This window comes from Cobetia sp. PS-4MA, assembly GCF_057670765.1.
The window spans coordinates 971232-992538 of record NZ_CM173107.1 but is presented as its reverse complement, the minus strand read 5'-3'; the positions used below and the strand labels follow the sequence as shown (position 1 = coordinate 992538).

Below are 21307 nucleotides of genomic sequence, written 5' to 3'. Positions count from 1 at the left end.
GAAAACGGCCTGCATCGCTGATGCAGGCCGTTTTTCTGGCAGTCAGACCGCCTCACCTCCCAGGGACAAGCGCCTCACGCATGGCGTGCCAGCAGCGCCGCCAGCAAGCGCTGCACCTGCGGCATGCCTGCCTCGATCACCGATTCCGTTCCGGCCCTCGTCGGCTCCTCCTCCCCGACCCCGGCCGCGTGACTGATCACCAGGCACAGGCTGGCGTACTCCATCTCGAGTTCCCGGGCCAGCACGGCCTCGGGCATCCCCGTCATGCCCACCAACGTATTGCCATCGCGCGCCATCAGACGAATCTCGGCCGCGGTTTCCAGTCTCGGCCCCTGCACCACGCCCAGCACTCCGCCTGCCTGGATCGTCAGTCCCGCGTCAGAGGCCGCCGAATGCAGCTCCTCGCGCCAGACACGGTGATACGGCCAGGCGAATGCCACATGCTGGAACGGCTTGAAACGGCCATCGAAGAACGAGCCTTCGCGCCCCGTCGTGTAATCGATCAACTGATCCGGGACCACCAGCGTGCCCGGCGTCAGCGTCGGGTCGATACCTGACACGCAGTTGACGCCAACGACGTGAGTCGCCCCGGCCTGCTTGAGCGCCCACAGGTTGGCGCGATAATTGATTCGATGCGGCGGCATCTTGTGGGGTTGACCATGCCGCGCCAGAAACAGGATCGACCTGCCGCCGAGCCGCCCCTGCACCACCCCGCAGGACGCCGCCCCCAAGGGAGTTTCCTGACCACCCCGCTTGAGCACCTCCAGACCCGGCCAATGGCCGAACCCGGTCCCCCCGATGACTGCCAGCATCCCCTGTCTCCTCGCCACCCATGTGCAGGAATCTCTCAAGGGCCGAACGCTTCGCCCCTGAGCGAACGCTACTCCGAGCCAACCGACAACGACAAGCACAATCGTCACGCTCTGCACCAAGAGACGAGAAAAGGCCCCGAAACGACACCACCCGCCGCGGTGGCCCGGGCGGGTGGTGATCACATGCAGGCGTGGCTGCGATGGTGAGACAGGACGGCAGCGCGACGAAACCGCCTCGTCTTCAGGAACGTTACAGCCCCTTGGGCGCGTAGATGCCCGGCGCGTTGCGCCAGTAGCCCTTGTAATCCATGCCGAAACCGAACAGGAAGCGGTCCTCGACATCCAGACCACAGAAGTCGGCCTTGAAACCCGGATAGGCCTTGCGATCGTGCTTCTTGTCCACCAGCACACAGCTGGACACGCTGCGCGCACCCGCTTCACGGCAGTACTCGATGATGGCCGCCAGGGTGCCACCCTCATCGAGGATGTCATCGACGATGACCACGTCACGACCGGCCATCGGCAGTTCCGGATTGACGCGCCAGAACAGCTCGCCGCCGCGCATGGCACCGCGGTAACGCGTCGCGTGCAGATAATCGACTTCCAGCGGGAACTTGAGTCGGGTCAACAGCTGACCTGCGGTAATCAGGCCGCCATTCATCACGCAGTAGAAGATCGGCATGCGATCACCAAGGCTGCGGGTCAACTCCCCGGCCATGCGATCAAGTGCGACCTCCAGCTCTGCCTGGGGAATCAGGCAGTCGGCGTTGTCCATCACGTCTCGCATTTCGGCATGCAGGGCGCTCAGGGAGTCAGGCGTCGGAGTCAGCATCGGGAGTTTCCTGGGTATCACTGGCCTCATCTCCACGTCGGGCGGACGTGGCAGAGGATGTAGCAGCGGAGGATGAAGCAGAACGGCGGGACCCGCTCTGCGCAGCGTGTGACGGCGAGGCTTCAGCGGCCTTGCCGTCCTGTTCGTCTTGCGGTCGGCGCGAGGACGACTCGCGATCAGCATTCGTGTCGCCTTGAGGAGCAGCGCCCTCGAGGGACAGCACGTCAGCGAAGTGCAGGCGCTGCCCCGGCAGGGCCACGCGTGCATCGTGCTCACGGATGATGTCATGGATGCGCAGCAGCACATCCTGCTTGATGGCGTGATACTTCACCCAGTCGGTGGTGCGCGTGAAGACGTACACGAAGAAGTCCAGCGAGTGTTCACCGTAGCTGTTGAAGTTCACGATCTGGGTCCGCGTCTGGTCGATCTCGTCATGCCCTTCCACCATCTCGCGGACCGCGGTGATGATGTCACCGACCCGGGTGGCATCTTCGTAACGCAAGCCGATGGTCTCGAAGATGCGCCGGTTGTACATCCGTGACGGATTCTCCACCGCGATGCTGGTGAAGATGGCGTTGGGGATGTAGAGCGGACGCATGTCGAAGGTGCGGATGCGCGTCAGCCGCCAGCCGATGTCCTCGACGGTGCCCTCGATCTCGCGGTCCGGCGAGCGAATCCAGTCACCGACCTTGAACGGGCGGTCGAGATGGATCATCAGGGCACCGAAGAAGTTGGCCAGCAGATCACGCGCGGCGAAGCCCACCGCGATACCGCCGACCCCACCGAAGGCCATCACGCCGGACAGTGACACACCGAGATTCTGCAGGATGGCCAGACCCACCAGCACGATCACGACGGCACGCAGCAGTTTGCTGATCGCCGAGGCCGTGGTGGCATCCATCGCGTTGACGTTGGTGCCGGGCGGTGGCGTGGTACGCAGCGACTCGAAGCGCTTGATCATGCGAATCAACGCCCAGGCCAGCGCCAGCAGGGTGATGATCTGGCGCACCGTGCCCAGATAGGCCTCCAGGCTGCCGGGCGCGAACTGATGGGCAAGAATATCCAGCGCGACCAGCGACCCCATGCTGTAGAGCCACAGAGACAGCGGATGGCGCAGCCCGTGCAGCAGCGCGTCATCCCACAGGTTGCGACTCTTCTCGGCATGCACGGCCAGGCGACTGAGCAGAATGCGCTCGCTCAGATGCAGCACGATCACGGCCACCAGCACCAGGGCGAGGTTGATCCCCCAGAGTGGCAGACCGAAGGTCTGCTCCACCCAGTTGCGCAGCGGCTCGACCCAGTGATTGATCATCTCTTCGGCAGGCGCCGCCAGCTTGTCGGCAGCCGCCTCGGTGGCGGATTTCTCAGCCATGTGGAGTCCTTGGGTGACGTCTGGAGGAAAAGCCCCTCAAGGCTGGCTCATTCAGCCAAGCCCGTTGGCATGGCCACCTGCTCGAGCGGCTGACTGGCCGCCAGCGCCTCGAGACGTGCATGGGTACGCCGCCAGCGAGACAGCCCCGCAAGGCCCTCGAGCGTGGGGCGGGCGCGCCCGTAGCGCAGACGCGCCTGACGCTTGCCGGCATTGCGCTGCTCATCCCCATCGAGGCTGTCGAGCACGGCACGTGCGGCGGCGGGATCATTGCACACCAGCGCCATGTCGCAGCCGGCATCCAGTGCCAGACGAGCGCGCACTTCCGGCTCGCCCTCGGCCACGGCAGCCGCCATGCCCAGGTCATCGGAGAAGATGGCGCCCTTGAAACCGAACTCCTCACGCAGCAGCCCCAGCCAGCTTGGCGAGAAGCCGGCGGGGCGCGCATCGAAGTCGGGATAGATGACATGAGCCGGCATCACGCCACCCAGGCGATCCGCCAGCGCCGCGAAGGGCTTGAGATCATGCTCGCGCAGCTCGCGGAAGGGGCGGGGGTCGATCACGCGCTCGCGGTGGGTATCCGCCGCGATGCCACCATGGCCGGGATAATGCTTGCCGACCGCTGCCATGCCAGCTTCGCGCAGGCCCTCGATGAAGGCGGTACTGACGGCAATCACGTCCTCGGGAGTCGTCCCGAAACTGCGGTCTCCGATGATGGTGGAACCCGCGACATCGATATCCAATACCGGCGCGAAGGTGATGTCGCAGCCAATGGCGGCCATCTCCATGCCCAGCAACCAGCCGGCGTCACGGGCAAACCCGAGCCCTGACGACTGGGCATCATCACCGCAGCCGTCACAGTCACGTCCCAGGCAGCAATGTGCCAGGGCGCGCATCGGCGGCAGGCGGGTCACGCCTTCGCGCAGCCGTTGCACCCGTCCGCCTTCCTGATCGATGGCGATCAACAGATGTGGATTGACGCGGCGGATCTCACCGCACAGCGCCAGCACCTGCTCGGGAGAAGCACAGTTGCGCGCAAACAGGATGACGCCGCCGACGGCGGGGCGTGCCAGTAGTTCACGTTCGTCAGACGTGAGGGTATGCCCCTCGACGTCGAGCATTACGGAGCCCAATGGCTGTGTCATGACATCCTTCCTGTCCATGGCCTGCTGGCCGTGTCATGCGCTGCAAGGCATGGCACGCACGGCAGGGTTTCATGTCGTTACGGGGCTCGGCAGCCTGGAAAACAAGCCTCAGGACAGGCGGCCGGCGCGAGGAAAGGCGCAATTCTAGCCGACTGAGCGCGACTCGAACAGTCGCGAGCACCAGCCGCCAGGCAACGCAGCGTCAGGCATGCAACAGCACTGGCGTTCCGGCGGGCGCATGCTGGTAAAGGCACAGCAGATCCTCATCGCGCAGACGAATGCACCCATGGGAGGCCGGGGTGCCCATCGGCTCGCTGGTCGGCGTGCCATGGAAGTAGATGTAGCGCCGCAGGCTGTCGACGCGCTGTCCTGCCGCGTTGCGGCCACGGTTGATGCCGGGTTCACGACCGCTGAGCCACAGGATACGCGTCAGGATCCAGTCGCGTTCGGGGTGCTCGGCGGCCAGTCGAGGCGTGAACACCTCTCCCGTGAAGCGCCGTCCACGATAGACGGCACCACGTGGATTGCCCTCCCCGATCGCGGCGCGAACCACATGCCAGCCGGTCGGCGTGCAACCGCTGCCATCGAGCTCGCCGATACCGTTGAGGCCGCTGGAGATCACACAGGCATGCACCAGCGTGTCAGGGTCAGCCGCGGGGGGCGGCGCATCACGACTGCCACTGGGCGCGTCATTGCGTATCTCAAGACGCTGGCGGGTGAGATCCACCGCCACCCAGCAAGCCATCAGCTGGCCGCCTGGGTGACCGCTTCACCATCTCCGAGCGAGGCCGGCAGCGGAGCCGCCATCGCCGCCACCACCACCGGACGCATGTGCTGGATCAGCTCGCGCACACTGGTGTGATGGCCGTATTCGGCCTCTTCGATATCGCGCAGTGCGTCCAGTCCCGAGAAGGTGAAGATCACGCTGCCGAGCATGAAGTGCAGACGCCAGAAGCGCTCGTTGTCTGGCAGGTCCGGCGTCGCAAGCTTCAGGAGCTCGGCGAAGCGGCTGAAGACCGTGCCGTAATGCTCGCGGATGTAGCGACGCATGTGACCCTGCCCCTGGGTATAGGCAAGCCCGAGCAGGCGCATGAAGGTACGCAGGCTGTTGCGCTCGGCCGGCACCTCCAGCACCGTGCGCGCCATCACTTCCAGCAGCGTTTCCAGCGGCACCTGACGACCGGCATGCTGCTGCTCGACACTGTCGAGTGCCGCATGGAAACGCTCGCTGAAGGGGTCGAGATAGCGGGCGAACACTGCCTGGATCAATGACTTCTTTGAGCCGAAGTGATAATTGACCGCCGCCAGGTTGACCTTGGCCTTGCTGGTGATATTGCGCAGCGAGGTTTCGGCGAAGCCTCGCTCGGCGAACAGGACCTCGGCGGTATCGAGGATACGGGTAACGGTATCGGTCTGGGCCATGGGCGGATGCCTTGTCAGGTGATCAGTCACGAGGGGGCACGGGAGTCCTTGTCCCCCCGGACAACGGCAAGGCCGTGGCCCGGGGGGCGACTCTTCTCATGCAGGTCAATCAAACGACATGTCGGTCTTCACGCACCGCGTGTCAGGCAGCGACTCCGAGGCGGAGGCTGCCACGAGCCGTGTCCCGAGCACAGGACACACAGGGCCTGTGTACCGGTAGCCGGATGCGCCCGACGAACATTCGTTTGAAACAAGATAATTCTAGCTGTCCATGCCATGACTGGCAATTGCTGGTTGTTTCAAACACTCGACAGCCAAGACCGGCAGGACGCGCATTCACGCGGGACATTCGGGGACGGGATGGTCATGGGGCGTCCCGGACACCCGCTGTCTCGCGTCAGCATGTCGATGTCGACGAAGATGCCGGCAACGTTGCTGCCAAAGCACCCACGATGCCTTGCATGACCGCCATGACTGGATACAATGACAGTTGTATGGATGCACACCCCGTGCCGTCAGCTCAGATGCCGCCCAGGCCAAAGGCAATGCCCATGACTCAGCCGCTTACTCCGCGCCAGCAGGATGTCTTCGATTTCATCATCAAGACCATCAAGTCCTCAGGCTATCCGCCAACGCGTGCCGAAATCGCCCAGGCACTGGGCTTTCGCTCACCGAATGCCGCGGAAGAGCATCTGCGTGCCCTGAAGCGCAAGGGAGCCATCGAGATGGTGCCGGGCACCTCGCGGGGCATCCGCGTGCCGTCTCTGGCCGAGGCGGAAGAGGATAGCGAGCAGGGCCTGCCGGTCATCGGGGAAGTGGCCGCTGGCAGCCCTATCCTGGCCAGCCAGCATATCGATCGCCATTGCCCGCTGCCCAGTGACTACTTCTCGCCTGCCGCCGACTATCTGCTGCGCGTACGCGGGGTCTCGATGAAGGATGTCGGCATTCTGGAAGGTGACCTGCTGGCCGTGCACCGCACGAGCAGCGTGCGTGACGGACAGATCGTGGTGGCGCGTCTGGGGGATGAAGTGACGGTGAAGCGCTTCCGTCGCGATGGCCATTACGTATGGCTGGAAGCCGAGAACGAGGACTTCGCTCCCATCAAGGTGGATCTGCGCACGGACAGCCTGGAAATCGAGGGCCTCGGCGTGGGCGTGATCCGCGATGGCGGCCTGCACTGATCTCATGGCTCGCAGGCAGTCTGTCCTCACAGCGCTGACGCGCAGATGACGACTGTCGCCATCAGGGCATCCACGAAAAAACCCGCCGATTGGCGGGTTTTTTCGTGACAGGCAGACATGCGGGAAGTGCTCAGTGCACCATGCCTTCCGACTGCTCGTCTTCATCATCCTCGCCATCCCACAGGCGGGTGCGGGTGATGGCGTGATCGATCATCTCACGCGCGACCTCGAAGCGATTGTCACGCAGCAGATCGGCAGCTTCATCGGAGATGCGGATACTGAGAAGTGGCTCACCTTCACTCTCGGCGGCACGCAGGATCACTTCCCCATCTTCCATTTGCACGATTTCAAGTACGGCGGGATCGGACACGTCATTCCTCCTGCACGGCATCCTGAGGATACCGGCGTCGTTGTGATCGTCAGCTTGACGGCGGGCAGGCCCTGCGACTTGCAGTCACTGGCGACAATGCAGAAAAAAGTACGACCACAGCCAGAGCCATGGTCGTACCGGAGAATGCAGGGCTTGCCACAATGCCGCCAGTCTAGCACCCGTCATGCCAGGGCGTCACCTGAATGACAGGTGCGTGACATGCCAGCGCTTTCTGGTCAGGCAAGGCGCGACGCTACCACTCCACATTCGACTCGCGAAGGTGTGACAGCAACGCCTTCATGGCGCTGACTGCCGTGGCGAGACGCTCTGCCAGAGGCGCATTGGCCGCCGTGGCGATGATGAGACCATCGCCACGCGCCTGGCCTTCCTCACGCCGGGCAGCACCGCCCTCTTCATGCAAACGCGTGATATCGGCCACCAGCTGGCTCAACCAACTGTCCGGCTGCGCCTGCAGGCTTCGCAACTGCTCGATTTCCGCCACGGGAGTCGGCGGTGTGGCCAGCCGCTCGCGCCAGCTGCCCTCAGGCCAGCGTGCCGACGCCGCGCACTCCTCGATCAACGAGGCCAATGCCAGCTCCATCAACGCCAGCGCCCCTTCCTCACCGGCCATGCGCAGTGCGACGGCATGCTCATCACGCGTCGCGACGGCCGCCTGCTCCAGCAGCAACTCGGCCTGATACAGCAGTTGATTGGTGCGGCCACGCTGGCTCATCAGCTCTTGGCTCCCTTGCGCTTGTCCTCGACGACCCAACGGCCGTTGTCGAAGGTCGCCTTCCACCCCGTCGCCTTGCCATCTTCGTCCGTCATCACGAACTGCTCCTTGGCCTTGCGCGAGAAACGAATCTGCGTCGGGCGGCCATCGGGGTCTTTCTCCGGCGCCTTGAGGATGAAGTGATACTTCTCCGGCAGCTCGTCGGCATGCGCCTTGAGCTCGCTGACCAGCGGCGGACGCGTCTCGCGATTCTTGGGGAACTGACTGGCGGCAAGGAACAGGCCACTGGCGCCATCACGCAGCACGTAGTGATCCTCGACCTTCACGCAGGCAAGTTCCGGCATGGGGATCGGGTCCATCTTCGGCGGCGCGACCTCCCCGGACTTGAGCAGCTTGCGGGTGTTCTTGCAATCCTCGTTGGTGCAGCCGAAGTACTTGCCGAAACGCCCGGTCTTGAGCTGCATGTCGGCACCGCACTTGTCGCACTCGATCACCGGCCCATCGTAGCCCTTGATGCGGAACTGACCCTGCTCGACTTCATGTCCCACGCAGTCCGGGCTGTTGCCGCAGACGTGCAGCTTGCGCTGCTCGTCGATCAGATAGCTGTCCATGGCCGTGGCGCAGATCGGACAACGGCGCTTGGCACGCAGTGCATCGGTCTCGGCATTCTCATCCGCGTCAGCGGCGACCGCCTCATCCCCCGGCAACAGGTCGATGGTGGTCTTGCAGCGCTCCTTGGGCGGAAGGTTGTAACCGGAGCACCCCAGGAAGACGCCGGTGGAGGCGGTACGGATCTGCATCTCGCGACCACAGGTCGGGCAGGCGATATCGGTCGGCACCGGCTGATTCGGGCGCATGCCCTCTTCTGACTGGGCGTGATCCAGCTCGGCCTTGAACTCGGCGTAGAAGGCATCCAGCAGTTCACGCCAGTTGCGCTGACCGTTGGCCACCTCATCGAGGTAGTCTTCCATGCGCGCGGTGAAGCCGAAGTCCATCAAGTCCTTGAAGGATTCACTGAGACGATCAGTGACGATGTCACCCAGCTTCTCGGCGTAGAAACGCCGATTTTCCAGCGCCACGTAACCACGATCCTGAATGGTCGAGATGATGGCCGCATAGGTCGAAGGACGGCCGATGCCGCGCTTCTCCAGCTCCTTGACCAGACTGGCTTCGGTGTAACGCGCCGTCGGCTTGGTGAAGTGCTGCTGCGGGTCCAGCTCGACCAGCTCCAGCACCTCGCCGATGGCCAGGTCCGGCAGTGACTGATCCTCTTCCTTCTTGCCCGCCGGCTTCATCACGCGGGTATAACCGTCAAACTTGAGCACCCGGCCCTTGGCGCGCAGCTCGTAGCCATCGACCTCGATGGTCAGGGTCGAGGACAGATACTCTGCCGGCACCATCTGGCAGGCGACGAACTGACGCCAGATCAGCTCATACAGACGCTCCGCGTCACGCTCCATGCCGGTGAGGTCCGTCGCGCGACGCGCCACCTCGGAGGGACGGATCGCTTCGTGAGCTTCCTGGGCACCTTCCTTGCTGGAGTAGACGTTGGCGGCCTGCGGCAGATAGTTGTCGCCGAATTCCTCAGCGATGAAGTCCCGCGCGGTGGCCACCGCGTCCGCCGACAGATTGGTCGAGTCGGTACGCATGTAAGTGATGTAACCGGCCTCGTAGAGGCGCTGCGCCATCATCATGGTCTTCTTGACCGAGAAGCCGAGACGACTGCTGGCCGCCTGCTGCAGGGTCGAGGTGATGAAGGGGGCATTCGGCTTGGAACGGGTCGGCTTGTCTTCGCGATTGGAAATCGCGAGCCGAGCGGTACGCAGCGCCGCGATGCGATCCAGCGTTTCCTTCTCGCTGGTCGGACGGAAGGCCTTGCCATCCTGACGCGCCAGCTCGAAACGGATCGCCTCGCCGCTGGTCGCGGCAAGCTCTGCGTGCACATCCCAGAATTCTTCCGGAATGAAGGCACGGATCTCACGCTCACGCTCGACGATCAAGCGCACGGCAACCGACTGCACTCGCCCGGCCGACAGCCCACGAGCCACCTTGGCCCACAGCAGCGGCGAGACCATGAAACCGACGACACGATCCAGATAGCGACGCGCCTGCTGAGCATGCACGCGGTCCATCTTCAGATCGCCCGGCTCATCGAAGGCCGCCGTGATTGCCTTCTTGGTGATCTCGTTGAACACCACGCGCTTGTAGCGGGTATCGTCGCCACCGATGGTCTCGCGCAGGTGCCAGGCAATCGCCTCACCTTCGCGGTCCAGATCCGTCGCGAGATAGATGGTGTCGGCCTTCTCGGCCAGGCGCGTCAGCTCGGAGACGACCTTTTCCTTGCCGGGCAGGATCTCGTAATGCGCCTCCCAGCCGTTCTCCGGGTCTACCCCCATGCGACGGATAAGCTGCGTCTTGGCCTTCTTTTCCTTGTGAGCCGCCTTGGCTTCCGGCGACATCTTGCGCGTCTCGGCTGCCTGACGGGCACGCTCCTTGGGATCGGTGGCCTGCTTGCCGCTACCGCTGGTCGGCAGATCGCGGATATGCCCGACACTCGACTTCACCACGAAGTCGTTGCCGAGATACTTGTTGATGGTCTTGGCCTTGGCAGGCGACTCGACGATCACCAGTGACTTGCCCATGGTTGCTCGCATCTCCTGGCCGGCGCTGACTGCACCGGCGAATGACTCGTAGCGCTGGGTTTTATCCCAGCCTAAAAATGCGCCTACCCTACCCCAGCATTTCAGCGCTGACCAGCAATGTTGCCAGCACCACGCCATGTGGGTGGTGGCAGCGGACATCACACACCACCCCGAATCTCGAGAATCGACGCCCGAGGCATGACGCGGTCATCGACTGGCACCCGGACCTGCCAGACCCGCCAAATGCATGTGTCGCCATGACGACAGGCAAGCCATGACTATATATAAGTGGCCTTTTCACGATTCGTCACATCAGTGTGGCATTACTGACACAGGCAGTGGCAGGCCTGCGGGTCAACGTAGATGCCGTCTTCCCAGCCTGGGTCTCTCGGATCACGCCGTGTCTGGCTGGCCACCAGCCTGACGCCAGCGCTTGTGAAGACGCAAGTCATGTCGCTACCATCGCCGCCATGGCAGCCGAATCACTCACGCGCTACCACACCAATCAACCACGACACTCGACAGGCTCCCTTTACGTCGTCAATGTAGTAAAATGACAACACAAACCGCCTGACCCCTCACGCAAGTGTTCAAGGAGTATGTTCTCATGCCGCACGCGTTCAACGGCCCGATCCGCCGCACCAAGATTGTCGCCACACTCGGTCCGGCCAGTGACAAGCCGGGCGTCCTCGACGCGATGATCCGTGCCGGAGTGGATGTGGTTCGCCTCAACTTCTCTCACGGCAGCCCCGAAGACCACCGCATGCGTGCCGAGGCCGTCCGTGCCGCCGCCGCCGCCCAGGGCCGCAGCGTCGCCGTGCTGGGTGATCTGCAGGGTCCGAAGATCCGCATCGCCCGCTTCAAGGACACCGCTGTCCAGCTTCAGGAAGGCCAACCGTTCATCCTGGACATCGGCCTGGGCCGCGATGAAGGTACCGTCGAGCGTGTCGGCTGCGACTATCAGCAGCTGGCCGATGACGTGGTCGCCGGCGACGTTCTGCTGCTTGATGACGGTCGCGTGGTGCTCGAGGTCAACGAACTCAAGGGCAACGAGATCCACACCACCGTCAAGGTGGGTGGCAAGCTGTCCAACAACAAGGGCATCAACAAGCAAGGCGGTGGCCTGTCCGCCGAGGCGCTGACCGAGAAGGACAAGGCAGACCTCAAGACCGCCATCGACATCGGCGTGGACTATCTGGCCGTCTCCTTCCCGCGCAGTGGCGCCGACATGCAGCTGGCACGTGAGCTGCTGGGCGAGGAAGGTCGTGACATCGGCCTGATCGCCAAGGTCGAGCGCGCCGAAGCCGTCGCCGATGATGCCGTGCTCGACGGCATCATCCTCGCCAGTGAAGGCGTGATGGTGGCGCGTGGCGATCTGGGCGTGGAGATCGGCGACGCACAGCTGATCGGCGTGCAGAAGCGCATGATCCGCCGTGCCCGCAGCCTCAACCGCGTGGTCATCACCGCGACCCAGATGATGGAGTCGATGATCAGCGCCCCGCTGCCGACCCGCGCCGAAGTCTTCGACGTCGCCAATGCCGTGCTCGACGGCACCGACGCCGTGATGCTGTCGGCCGAGACCGCGGCAGGCGATTTCCCGGTCGAGACCATCGAGACCATGGATCGTGTCTGCCTGGGTGCCGAGCGTGAACGTGCCGCCCAGGAATCCCAGCACCGCATCCACGAAGGCTTCAGCAAGACAGACGAGACCATCGCACTGTCGGCCATGTACGCGGCCAACCACCTGACGGGTGTCGTGGCCATCGTCTGCATGACCGAATCCGGCTATACCCCGCTGATCGCCTCGCGCATCCGCTCGGGTCTGCCGATCGTCGGTCTCGCCCAGGACCAGAAGACCCAGCGCCGCATGGCCCTCTATCGTGGCGTGGTGTCCCTGCCCTTCGATTCCAGCGAGCTGCCGGCGCAGGAGATCAACCGTCGCGCCATCGCCGAGCTGGAAGCGCGCGGCATCGCCAACCGTGGTGATCTGGTGATTCTGACTCGCGGCGATCAGATGAATGCCCACGGTGGCACCAACACCATGAAGATCGTCACTGTCGGTGGCACCATCGACTGAGCGACCGGCATCGACGGATCGACACCGGCAGCGTTATCACTGGCGGGGCTGACCCCCCGCCTTCAGGAGATCAAGCGGCATGAGCGAGCAACGACCCAAGCGCCAGGCACGACGCACCCTGGCAGAACGCAAGCGGATTGCGCTGGTGGCTCACGATGGCAAGAAGGATGAGATGCTGGCCTGGGCCATGCGCTGGCGCGATGAGCTGTCACGCCACCAGCTGCTGGGCACCGGCACCACGGCCCGACGCATCAGCAAGGAGCTCGGAATTGAGGTCGAAGGCCTGATGAGCGGACCGCTGGGCGGTGATCAGCAGATCGGTGCGCGCATCGCCGAAGGCAATCTCGACCTGCTCATCTTCCTGTGGGACCCGTTCGCTCCGATGCCGCACGACCCTGACGTCAAGGCGCTGCTGCGCCTGGCGACACTGTGGAATGTGCCGGTGGCCAACAATGTCGCGAGTGCCGACTTCATGTTCCACTCATCACTGATGTCGGAGTCGGTCGAGATCGCGGTCCCCGATGCCAATGACTGGGTCAGCACCCGCGCCTGACACTGGCACATTGCCGATACACGTAAACGCCCGCCCCTCATTTGAGTGGGCGGGCGTTTACGTATGGACCCATGTCAGCGTGATCCACACCGTCATTGGCTTTATGCAGGACAGCGAATATCCGCAAAAATGTCGTAATCAAACTACATTTCGGACCTTTACCTGACTGGCTAGCTGGCTGACGGCAACATACCCCTTCCTCCAGGCGTCTGATGCCTCACGCCTGAATCCTGAGCTGGCTGGCGATGATCGCCCCGCGTGAGGCCATGCAATAGAGCCCGATGTGATGGGCGTCTCGCTGCGGGTGGATGGCGGGCGCAGGCAATCCAAGGGCAGCCACGCTTTCCGCACTCAGATCATAGGTGGCGCAGGCAGGCTCCAGCACCACGATGTCGCTCACCTCGCCCAGCAGACCATGATTGCGTGCAGAGAGAAGCGTCAGCACCAGGTCCATCACGCAGATATCCGTGCAGATTCCCGCCACTACCAGCGTCTTCAGTCGCTGCCGGCCAACCCACTCCTGCAGCGCATTGACACCGCTTGCCGGGTCGATCGCGCCAATATATCCATTGATGCAATCCTTGCGTACCAGAGTGGCATGCGGATCGCTCTCCAGCCACGCAAGCTCGGCCACCAGCTCATCCTCACCACTGCCCTGCTCACAGTGAGCGGGATAGGGCGGCTCCGGGACGCCGGGTGAGTGGGAGTCAATGAAGGCCAGCAGTGGACGGCCATGCGTCGAGAAACAGCGCGCCACGTCGTTACTGAGCGCCACCATGCGGGTGACCTGGGCATTGTCGGCCTGCGGGGCCAGAGCGCCTCCTTGCACCTGACAGAAGCCGTTGATCTCATCGACCAGAATCAGTCCGGCACTCGGCAGCGAACATTCGTAAGGGGCAGGCCGTACCGGCAGGCGCGCATCCAGCGCAAGGGGGGAGTCGAGAGGCGCGGGGGATGCAGGAAACGACAACGGCGAGCTGTCGGGGCTGCTGGCCGAGGTAGCATCGGCCTTTGACGCTCTCGTGTCAGTCTCTGAGGAAGCAATGGAGTGAGGCATCGTGTCGTACCCGAGGCAAGGAAAGCCTTCAGAGTATCAGCAGGTCACCGGACATGGCAGCGACGCACGGGCGATGGCTGCCATGTCGAAGGATACTCAGCTCGGATCAGACTCGCCTGCCACACAATCTGGCGAAGCTGAGGGCGCGTCGTCCAGATATCCCTGGCCACGCACGCTGCTGGTATCGCGCTTCAACACCGCAAACTGGGCGACACGCCCGGGGTCGTCCTCGATCCGCTCGGCAAGGCACACCAGACCCGGCCTGCGTGCGAGAGACGGTGGCGCGATCGCCAGGGTATCGTGGCGCCCCTCGGCCATGTCCAGCGCATCCGCCATGTGCAGGCATTCGATGCGTGCGACACCGGGGAGATTGTGCTCAAGCCACTCACTGCACTCCTCGAACAGAGCCTCGCGCGCCACGATGCGCTGGACCTTCGAGGGACAGAGGTCCGGTGGCCCCAGCAGGCTGAGGCTGATGGCACGGAAAAGCCGACGCTCCACCCGAATGCCCGGCCAGCAGGCCAACGCCTCGTGGGTGGCCGTCACCGGTCGCTGATGCCCTCTTGACCAGGGGACGACGGCAGCCTCCACCTCTCCTCTCACCAGAGCGTTGACCACCTCGTCGATGCCCGCATAGGCACTCAAGGTGGCATTCGAGGCATACATCTTGGCGGCGCATTCGCGTGAGTACCCCCCGAGCCGTCCCGGGTAGCCGACCCGCAGCACATGAGCCGATGCGCGCGTTGTCGATACATTTTCCTGAGCTTCGCTTACCGTCACCTTCATCCCTGCCCCTCATGACAACGACTGATGAACATCCGACTTGCCATCAGCATAGCCGTAAATGGCGCACTCAGGCGAAACCACCATTGGCACCGATGACCTGCCCGGTGACCCAGGCGGATTCCTCACCGGCCAACCAGGCCACGACGGCCGCGATATCCGTGGCATCCGCGATACGCCCCAGCGCTGCCATGCCCTTGAGGCGCTCGATGGTCTCCTCGCTCTTGCCATGCCGGAACAGCCCGGTATCCGTCGGGCCCGGCGCCACGGCATTGACGGTAATCCCGCGTGCGCCGACTTCCTTGGCCAGCACGCGAGTGAGCTGGTCCACCGCGGCCTTGGACGCCGCATAGGGACCATAGGTGGCGAACATCTGGCGCGTCACGGAGGTGGAGATATTGATCACGCGGCCCCCATCACGCAGCTTGCGCGAGGCCTCGCGCATCATGTTGAAGCTGCCGGTGAGGTTGGCCTGCATCAGACTGGAAAAGTCCTCATCCGTGAACTCGGCCAGCGGCTTGTAGAGGCTCATCCCGGCATTGTTGACCAGAATATCCACTCCGCCATAGTGCTCAGTGGCCACCGTGAACAGCTGACTGGCCATCTTGCTGTCGCCGACATCGCCCTGGACGGCAAGCGCCTGCCCGCCAGCTGCCTCTATCTCGGCCACCACCTGATTCGCCCCATCGACATCACTGCGGTAATTGACCACCACCCGGGCGCCGTCCGCCGCCAGACGCTGAGCGATGCCTGCGCCGATGCCGCGCGAGGCTCCGGTCACCACCGCCACCTTGCCGCTCAACCGCTGTGCATTCTCCGACATGGCTGTCTCCCCTTTCGTCATGGGCCATCGATTTCAAGGTCCCTCAATCTCAAGGTCCCTCAATCTCGAACCTTGAGCGTCTCAGTCAGACCTCATCATTGCAGCAACCGGATGCCACTGACACCCCTGCAACGCGGGGTTTCGTATCAACGAAAGAACCGCCACCCCGGGCATGCCGGTGGTGGCGGTTCTGTTACAGCGGTGGCCTGCTTTACGATGCCCCTCATGGCACGAACACTGCCTCCGGGGCACCCACTTTCGGCTATCACGCAGAAAGCCATCAAGCCGCACAGCCAGACTCAGACGTCGCCGTTGGCCTGACGTTCGAAGGTATCGGCACGCAGAATCTCGATCCAATAGCCGTCGGGATCCTTGATGAAGGCCAAACCTTTCATCTTGCCATCATCGGGGCGCTTGACGAACTCGACACCCAGCGATTCGAAGCGCTCGCTGGCGGCGTAGACATCCGGCACGCTGACCCCGATGTGGCCGAAGCCCTGAGGCTGGGCGTTGCCGTCATGATAGGCGAAGCCCGGGTCGTCCTCGGTCCCCCAGTTGTGCGTCAGCTCCAGCATCGCCTCACGCCCGAAGGTGTAGGTGGTGCGCTTGAGATCATCACTCGGCACGTCGCTGGCCTGGTCGTCGTCCAGATAGGCGAGGAAATAGAGGCTGAACTGCATTTCCGGGAAGTCGAGCTTGCGCACCAAGCGCATGCCGAGCACACGGGTATAGAAGTCCAGACTACGCGTCGGATCCTTGATGCGCAGCATGGTCTGGTTGAAGACATAGCCTCGGGTAGCCGGATCAATCTGCTCACTCAGGCCGGGAACCTGCTCGAAATGTGTTGCCATGATGGTCCTTCCACAGGAAAGGACGGCAGGACATCCACGATGCCCGGCCGTCCCTGGTGATCGAATAACTGTCAGATGGAGTCGGCGGACGGTTTTTGCAACCTCGCCGGCCGCGGCATCACTCGATTTCGATCAGTACTTCCCCCGGCGTGACGCGATCGCCGCGAGCCACGTGGATGGCCTTGACGGTACCGTCGACGCGCGCCGTGATCTCGGTCTCCATCTTCATCGCCTCGCTGATCAGCACCGACTGGCCTGCCGTGACGCTGTCACCCACCGCCACCAGCACCTCGACGATATTGCCCGGCATCGCCGTGGTGACGTGCCCCGGCGCAGACGCACTCGCGCGCCCGCCGCTCTGGCCACCTGCCACGTAATCGTCCTTGGCTTCGAACACCACCTCTTCCGGCATGCCATCCAGAGTCAGATAGACGTGACGCTTGCTGCCCTTGGCACCGCCGACGCCGGTGATCTGCACCGCATAGGACTCGCCGTGGACATCGATGACGAATTCGGTCGGCACGCCGGAAGACACCGGACGCTCCGCCTCGCCCTGGGGGATGATTTCCGGCGTGAGGGTGCCGGCGCGGCGCTCGCTGAGAAAGTCACGCCCCAGCTCCGGGAACATGGCGAAGGTCAAGACATCCTCAGGGGACTCGGCCAGCTCGCCCAACTCCTCGGTGAGACGCGCCATTTCCGGGCTCAGCAGGTCTGCCGGACGCCCGACCTCCACCGGTGCGTTGCCGATGGCACGCGAGCGAACCTCTTCGTTGACCGGTGCCGGCGCCTGGCCATAGCCGCCCTGCAGATAGCGCTTCACTTCATTGGTGATGCTCTTGTAGCGCTCACCGGTCAGCACGTTGAGCACCGCCTGGGTACCGACGATCTGTGAGGTCGGGGTGACCAGCGGCGGATAGCCCAGATCGGCACGCACACGCGGAATCTCGGCGAACACCTCACGAATGCGCTCCAGCGCATTCTGCTCCTTCAACTGACTGGCCAGGTTGGACATCATGCCGCCGGGAATCTGGCTGATCTGGACCGAGACATCCTCACGGGTGAATTCGCTCTCGAAGGCCGAATACTTGCGGCGCACCTCACTGAAGTAGTCGCCGATCTCACGCAGCGACTCCAGTTCCAGTCCGGTATCCCAGCGAGTGTCACGCAGCGAGGCGACGAAGGATTCGGTGGCCGGGTGGCTGGTGCCACCGGCGAAGGCCGAGATGCAGGTATCGATGTGGCGGCAGCCCGCCTCGACGGCCTTGATCTGACACTGCGGTGCCAGACCTGCCGTGGCATGGCTGTGCAGGTGGATCGGCACTTCGACTGCCTCGACCAGCGCACTGACCAGGTCAAAGGTGGCATACGGCGTCAGCAGCCCGGCCATGTCCTTGATCGCGATGGAATCGGCGCCCATCTCGACCAGCTTGCGCGCCTGCTCGACATACATCTCCAGCGTATGCACCGGGCTCACGGTGTAGCAGATGGTGCCCTGGGCGTGCTTGCCGGCCTTCTTGACTGCGCGCATGGCGGTTTCCATGTTGCGCAGGTCATTCAGGGCATCGAACACGCGGAAGATATCGATGCCGCCGGCCGCGGCACGCTCGACGAAGGCCTCCACCACGTCATCGGCATAATGACGATAGCCGAGCAGGTTCTGACCGCGCAGCAGCATCTGCAGCGGCGTGTTGGGCATGGCTTCCTTGAGCGACTTCAGACGCGCCCAGGGGTCTTCCTTCAGAAAGCGCACACAGGCATCGAAGGTCGCACCGCCCCAGACCTCGAGGCTGTAGAAGCCGGCCTGATCGAGACGTGCCGCGATGGGCAGCATGTCCTCGGTGCGCATGCGCGTGGCGATCAATGACTGGTGGCCATCACGCAGGACGACTTCGGTGACCTTGACGGCATCAGCCGCAGAGTCGCTCGCGGCATGGGGAGTGGAGGTAGCAGCAGTCATGTCAGGTGTCCTTGTCATTGTTGGTTGAGGAGTCGGGGGAAGGACTCGAACGGCATGTCAGGGGTGGACTCAGAGACCGGCGTGCGCCGCGATCGCCGCCGCGATCGCCAGTGCCGTCTGTTCCGGCAGGCGCTTGACCGAGTACTGGGTCAGCTCCGGATGCGCCGCCACGAAACCGGTATCGAAGCGCGCGTTGCGGAAGTCCGGATGCTTGAGGATTTCCTGATAGTAAGGCGCGGTGGTCTTGACCCCCTGCAGGCGCATGTCATTGAGGGCGCGTGACCCGCGATTGATGACCTCTTCCCATGTCAGCCCCCACACGATGAGCTTCAGGCACATGGAATCGAAATACGGCGGGATGGTGTAGCCGGTATAGATCGCGGTATCGGTTCGCACGCCAGGCCCGCCGGGGGCGTAGTAACGCGTGATGCGCCCGAAGCTGGGCAGGAAGTCGTTCTTGGGGTCCTCGGCATTGATGCGGAACTGGATGGCATAGCCGTGATGGCGGATGTCTTCCTGACGGAAGGCCAGCTTGTGGCCCCAGGCGATGCGGATCTGCTCGCGCACGATGTCCACGCCGGTGATCGCCTCGCTGATGGTGTGCTCCACCTGGACGCGGGTGTTCATCTCCATGAAGTAGATCTCGTTGCCCTTGACCAGGAACTCCACGGTACCGGCATTGCGATAGCCCACGGCCCGCGCGGCGCGCACCGCCATCTCTCCGACGTAGGAGCGCTGCTCCGGCGTCAGCTGAGGGCTGGGGGCAATCTCGATCAGCTTCTGGTTGCGGCGCTGGATGGAGCAGTCACGCTCGAACAGATGGATCACGTTGTCGTGACTGTCGGCCAGAATCTGGACTTCGATGTGATGCGGGTCGACCACGCAGCGCTCCAGGAAGACATCCGCACTGCCGAAGGCCTTGGTAGCCTCCGAGATCACGCGACCCCAGGCCTGCTTGAGCTGCTGGGCATCATCACAACGCCGGATACCCCGCCCCCCACCACCTGAGGTAGCCTTGAGCATCACCGGATACCCCACCTGTTCCGCCACGCTCAAGGCTTCCTCGACATCGGCCAGATTGCCCTTCGAGCCCGGCGTGACCGGCACGCCAGCCGCCTTCATGGCGGCGCGGGCTTCGGTCTTGTCTCCCATGCGCGCGATGACATCACTGGACGGGCCCACGAAGGCAATGCCCGCCGCTTCGCAGATTCTCGCGAACTCAGCATTCTCGGAAAGGAAACCATAGCCCGGATGAATGGCATCACAGCCTGTCTCGCGGGCCAGATCCACCAGGCGACGGGGGTCCAGGTAGCCGGCCAGCGGGTCTTCGCCGATGAAATGCGCTTCATCGGCACGCTTGACGTGAAGCGAGAAACGATCGGCTTCGGTGTAGACCGCGACAGAGCGGATGTCCATCTCGGCACAGGCGCGTACAATGCGCACTGCGATTTCCCCTCGGTTGGCGATCAGCAACTTGCGGAACATGGTGACTCTCCCTGACGGAACGCGGTGATCTTGTTGTTGACGGCTTGCGTCTGACTCTCCTGCAACCCTGAAGGCTTGCGAGGGCAGTCATGTTCTCAGGCTTTCCACGCTACCCAGCGAGAGACCAATAGAAAAGTTGATATTTTTTTGCCAATCTATAAGTAAAACCTTATGACTGGGTGTGTCATGTCGCGTCCAAATCTGCTAAACCGATTAACTTTCAGACAGTTACAGGTATTTCAGGCTGTCCATCGCCAGCAGTCCTACTCGCGTGCGGCTGAGCAACTCGGACTGACACAGCCCGCCGTCAGTGCCCAGATTCGCCAATTGGAGCAGGCGCTCGAGCAATCGCTGTTCAAATATGCCGGCAAGACGCTGCATATCCTGCCGGCGGCGGATGCGCTGGCAAGCTCGGTACAGTCGATCTTCGGGGAAGTCTCGAGCCTGCAGATGGAGCTGTCGGAAATCGCCGGCACCATCCGTGGCGAGCTGAATCTGGCGGCCGTGTCCACGGCCCAGTATGTGGTGCCTCACATTCTGGCGCGCTTTCGTGCCCGCTACCCGGAAGTCTCGGTGCGCCTGCGCGTCTGCAATCGCGGCCAGGCACTGGAACGCCTCGCCGAGCGACGCGATGACCTGGTGATCATGGGCATGGTGCCCGATGACGCCAACCTGGCCTTCATGCCGATCCTGGACAACGAGCTGATCCCCATCGTCTGGCCCGGCCACCCGCTGCTGGACGTCAAGGGCGTCACGCTGGAGGATCTCGCCCAGTACTACATGCTGATGCGCGAGCCCGGCTCCGGCACGCGTACCGCCTTCGAGGAATTCGCCGCCCGCGAGCGCGTCTCGCTGCGCCATACGCTGGAGCTGGGCTCCAACGAGGCCATCAAGCAGGGCGTGATGGCGCATCTGGGCGTGGCGATCCTGCCGCGGCTGGCCGTCCAGCTGGAGCTGGCCTCCGGCCTGCTGGCCTCGCCGTCCCTGCCGGGCTTCCCGCTCAGACGCTCCTGGTGCACGGTCTATCCCAAGGATCGCTACCCCACGCCGGTCACCGAGCTGTTCCTGCGTTTCGTGCGCGAGCTGCTGCCGGAGCTCAACGCACACTTCAGCGCGCCGATGGAGCCGATTCCCGGGCACAGCGTCGCCTGCCTGCCGCTGGCCACGGAGCAGTGACGCTCCACCACACGCCCCTGTGCTCATGAACCAAAAAAA

General features: G+C 63.5%; 19 protein-coding genes. 4 read left to right on the top strand and 15 right to left on the bottom strand.

Annotated features, from left to right (window positions below; genetic code table 11):
• Nucleotides 1–74: 74 nt before the first annotated feature.
• The 6 genes from AC26AR_RS04260 to AC26AR_RS04235 form a co-directional block, all read right to left on the bottom strand.
• A complete protein-coding gene (locus tag AC26AR_RS04260) occupies nucleotides 75–812 on the bottom strand; it encodes an S-methyl-5'-thioinosine phosphorylase (protein WP_488107603.1) in 738 nt (245 codons plus the stop codon).
• Nucleotides 813–1062: 250 nt separating this feature from the next.
• Entirely contained in the window at nucleotides 1063–1644 is a 582-nt protein-coding gene (locus AC26AR_RS04255; RefSeq protein ID WP_077371987.1) for a hypoxanthine-guanine phosphoribosyltransferase, read from the bottom strand.
• Nucleotides 1625–3016, bottom strand: a complete 1392-nt coding sequence (locus AC26AR_RS04250) for a mechanosensitive ion channel family protein (RefSeq protein ID WP_255303065.1) — start codon at nucleotides 3014–3016, stop codon at nucleotides 1625–1627. The genes AC26AR_RS04255 and AC26AR_RS04250 overlap by 20 nt, the downstream gene beginning before the upstream one ends.
• A 47-nt stretch (nucleotides 3017–3063) precedes the next feature.
• On the bottom strand, nucleotides 3064–4158 hold the full coding sequence (gene nagZ, locus AC26AR_RS04245) for a beta-N-acetylhexosaminidase (protein ID WP_488107602.1): 1095 nt from the start codon (nucleotides 4156–4158) through the stop codon (nucleotides 3064–3066).
• 202 nt (nucleotides 4159–4360) lie between these two features.
• A complete protein-coding gene (locus AC26AR_RS04240; RefSeq protein WP_488107601.1) occupies nucleotides 4361–4903 on the bottom strand; it encodes a L,D-transpeptidase family protein in 543 nt (180 codons plus the stop codon).
• Nucleotides 4903–5580 (bottom strand): TetR/AcrR family transcriptional regulator, encoded by a 678-nt coding sequence (locus tag AC26AR_RS04235; protein ID WP_077371978.1) that lies wholly within the window; start codon nucleotides 5578–5580, stop codon nucleotides 4903–4905. Before AC26AR_RS04235 ends, AC26AR_RS04240 begins: the two co-directional genes overlap by 1 nt.
• A 551-nt stretch (nucleotides 5581–6131) precedes the next feature.
• Here AC26AR_RS04235 and lexA point away from each other — a divergent pair.
• Nucleotides 6132–6761: a transcriptional repressor LexA gene (lexA, locus tag AC26AR_RS04230; RefSeq protein WP_077371975.1), complete on the top strand. Its 630-nt coding sequence runs from the start codon at nucleotides 6132–6134 to the stop codon at nucleotides 6759–6761.
• Between the two features lie 130 nt (nucleotides 6762–6891).
• On the opposite strand, the gene AC26AR_RS04225 is transcribed toward lexA, so the two are convergent.
• From AC26AR_RS04225 to topA, 3 genes are all read right to left on the bottom strand, one after another.
• Nucleotides 6892–7131 (bottom strand): hypothetical protein, encoded by a 240-nt coding sequence (locus AC26AR_RS04225; protein ID WP_103751365.1) that lies wholly within the window; start codon nucleotides 7129–7131, stop codon nucleotides 6892–6894.
• A 253-nt stretch (nucleotides 7132–7384) separates the two neighbouring features.
• Entirely contained in the window at nucleotides 7385–7864 is a 480-nt protein-coding gene (locus tag AC26AR_RS04220) for a DUF6586 family protein (RefSeq protein WP_488107600.1), read from the bottom strand.
• On the bottom strand, nucleotides 7864–10506 hold the full coding sequence (gene topA, locus AC26AR_RS04215; protein ID WP_077371966.1) for a type I DNA topoisomerase: 2643 nt from the start codon (nucleotides 10504–10506) through the stop codon (nucleotides 7864–7866). Before topA ends, AC26AR_RS04220 begins: the two co-directional genes overlap by 1 nt.
• A 607-nt stretch (nucleotides 10507–11113) precedes the next feature.
• Here topA and pyk point away from each other — a divergent pair.
• Entirely contained in the window at nucleotides 11114–12583 is a 1470-nt protein-coding gene (pyk, locus tag AC26AR_RS04210) for a pyruvate kinase (RefSeq protein ID WP_077371963.1), read from the top strand.
• A gap of 79 nt (nucleotides 12584–12662) precedes the next feature.
• Nucleotides 12663–13136, top strand: coding sequence for a methylglyoxal synthase (locus tag AC26AR_RS04205; RefSeq protein WP_488107599.1), 474 nt, complete (start codon nucleotides 12663–12665; stop codon nucleotides 13134–13136).
• 217 nt (nucleotides 13137–13353) lie between these two features.
• On the opposite strand, the gene AC26AR_RS04200 is transcribed toward AC26AR_RS04205, so the two are convergent.
• The 6 genes from AC26AR_RS04200 to AC26AR_RS04175 all read right to left on the bottom strand — a co-directional run bounded on the left by AC26AR_RS04200 (nucleotide 13354) and on the right by AC26AR_RS04175 (nucleotide 20092).
• On the bottom strand, nucleotides 13354–14106 hold the full coding sequence (locus AC26AR_RS04200) for an isochorismatase family protein (RefSeq protein WP_488107598.1): 753 nt from the start codon (nucleotides 14104–14106) through the stop codon (nucleotides 13354–13356).
• Nucleotides 14107–14289: 183 nt separating this feature from the next.
• Nucleotides 14290–14979 (bottom strand): prephenate dehydratase domain-containing protein, encoded by a 690-nt coding sequence (locus tag AC26AR_RS04195; protein ID WP_488107597.1) that lies wholly within the window; start codon nucleotides 14977–14979, stop codon nucleotides 14290–14292.
• A 67-nt stretch (nucleotides 14980–15046) separates the two neighbouring features.
• Entirely contained in the window at nucleotides 15047–15799 is a 753-nt protein-coding gene (locus tag AC26AR_RS04190) for an SDR family oxidoreductase (protein WP_488107596.1), read from the bottom strand.
• 299 nt (nucleotides 15800–16098) lie between these two features.
• On the bottom strand, nucleotides 16099–16650 hold the full coding sequence (gene gloA / locus AC26AR_RS04185; RefSeq protein WP_488107595.1) for a lactoylglutathione lyase: 552 nt from the start codon (nucleotides 16648–16650) through the stop codon (nucleotides 16099–16101).
• 118 nt (nucleotides 16651–16768) lie between these two features.
• Nucleotides 16769–18607, bottom strand: a complete 1839-nt coding sequence (gene oadA / locus AC26AR_RS04180; protein ID WP_077371946.1) for a sodium-extruding oxaloacetate decarboxylase subunit alpha — start codon at nucleotides 18605–18607, stop codon at nucleotides 16769–16771.
• A gap of 69 nt (nucleotides 18608–18676) precedes the next feature.
• Nucleotides 18677–20092: an acetyl-CoA carboxylase biotin carboxylase subunit gene (locus AC26AR_RS04175; RefSeq protein ID WP_077371943.1), complete on the bottom strand. Its 1416-nt coding sequence runs from the start codon at nucleotides 20090–20092 to the stop codon at nucleotides 18677–18679.
• A gap of 186 nt (nucleotides 20093–20278) precedes the next feature.
• On the opposite strand from AC26AR_RS04175, the gene AC26AR_RS04170 reads away from it, so the two are divergent.
• Nucleotides 20279–21268: a LysR family transcriptional regulator gene (locus AC26AR_RS04170; protein WP_077371939.1), complete on the top strand. Its 990-nt coding sequence runs from the start codon at nucleotides 20279–20281 to the stop codon at nucleotides 21266–21268.
• Nucleotides 21269–21307 lie beyond the last annotated feature (39 nt).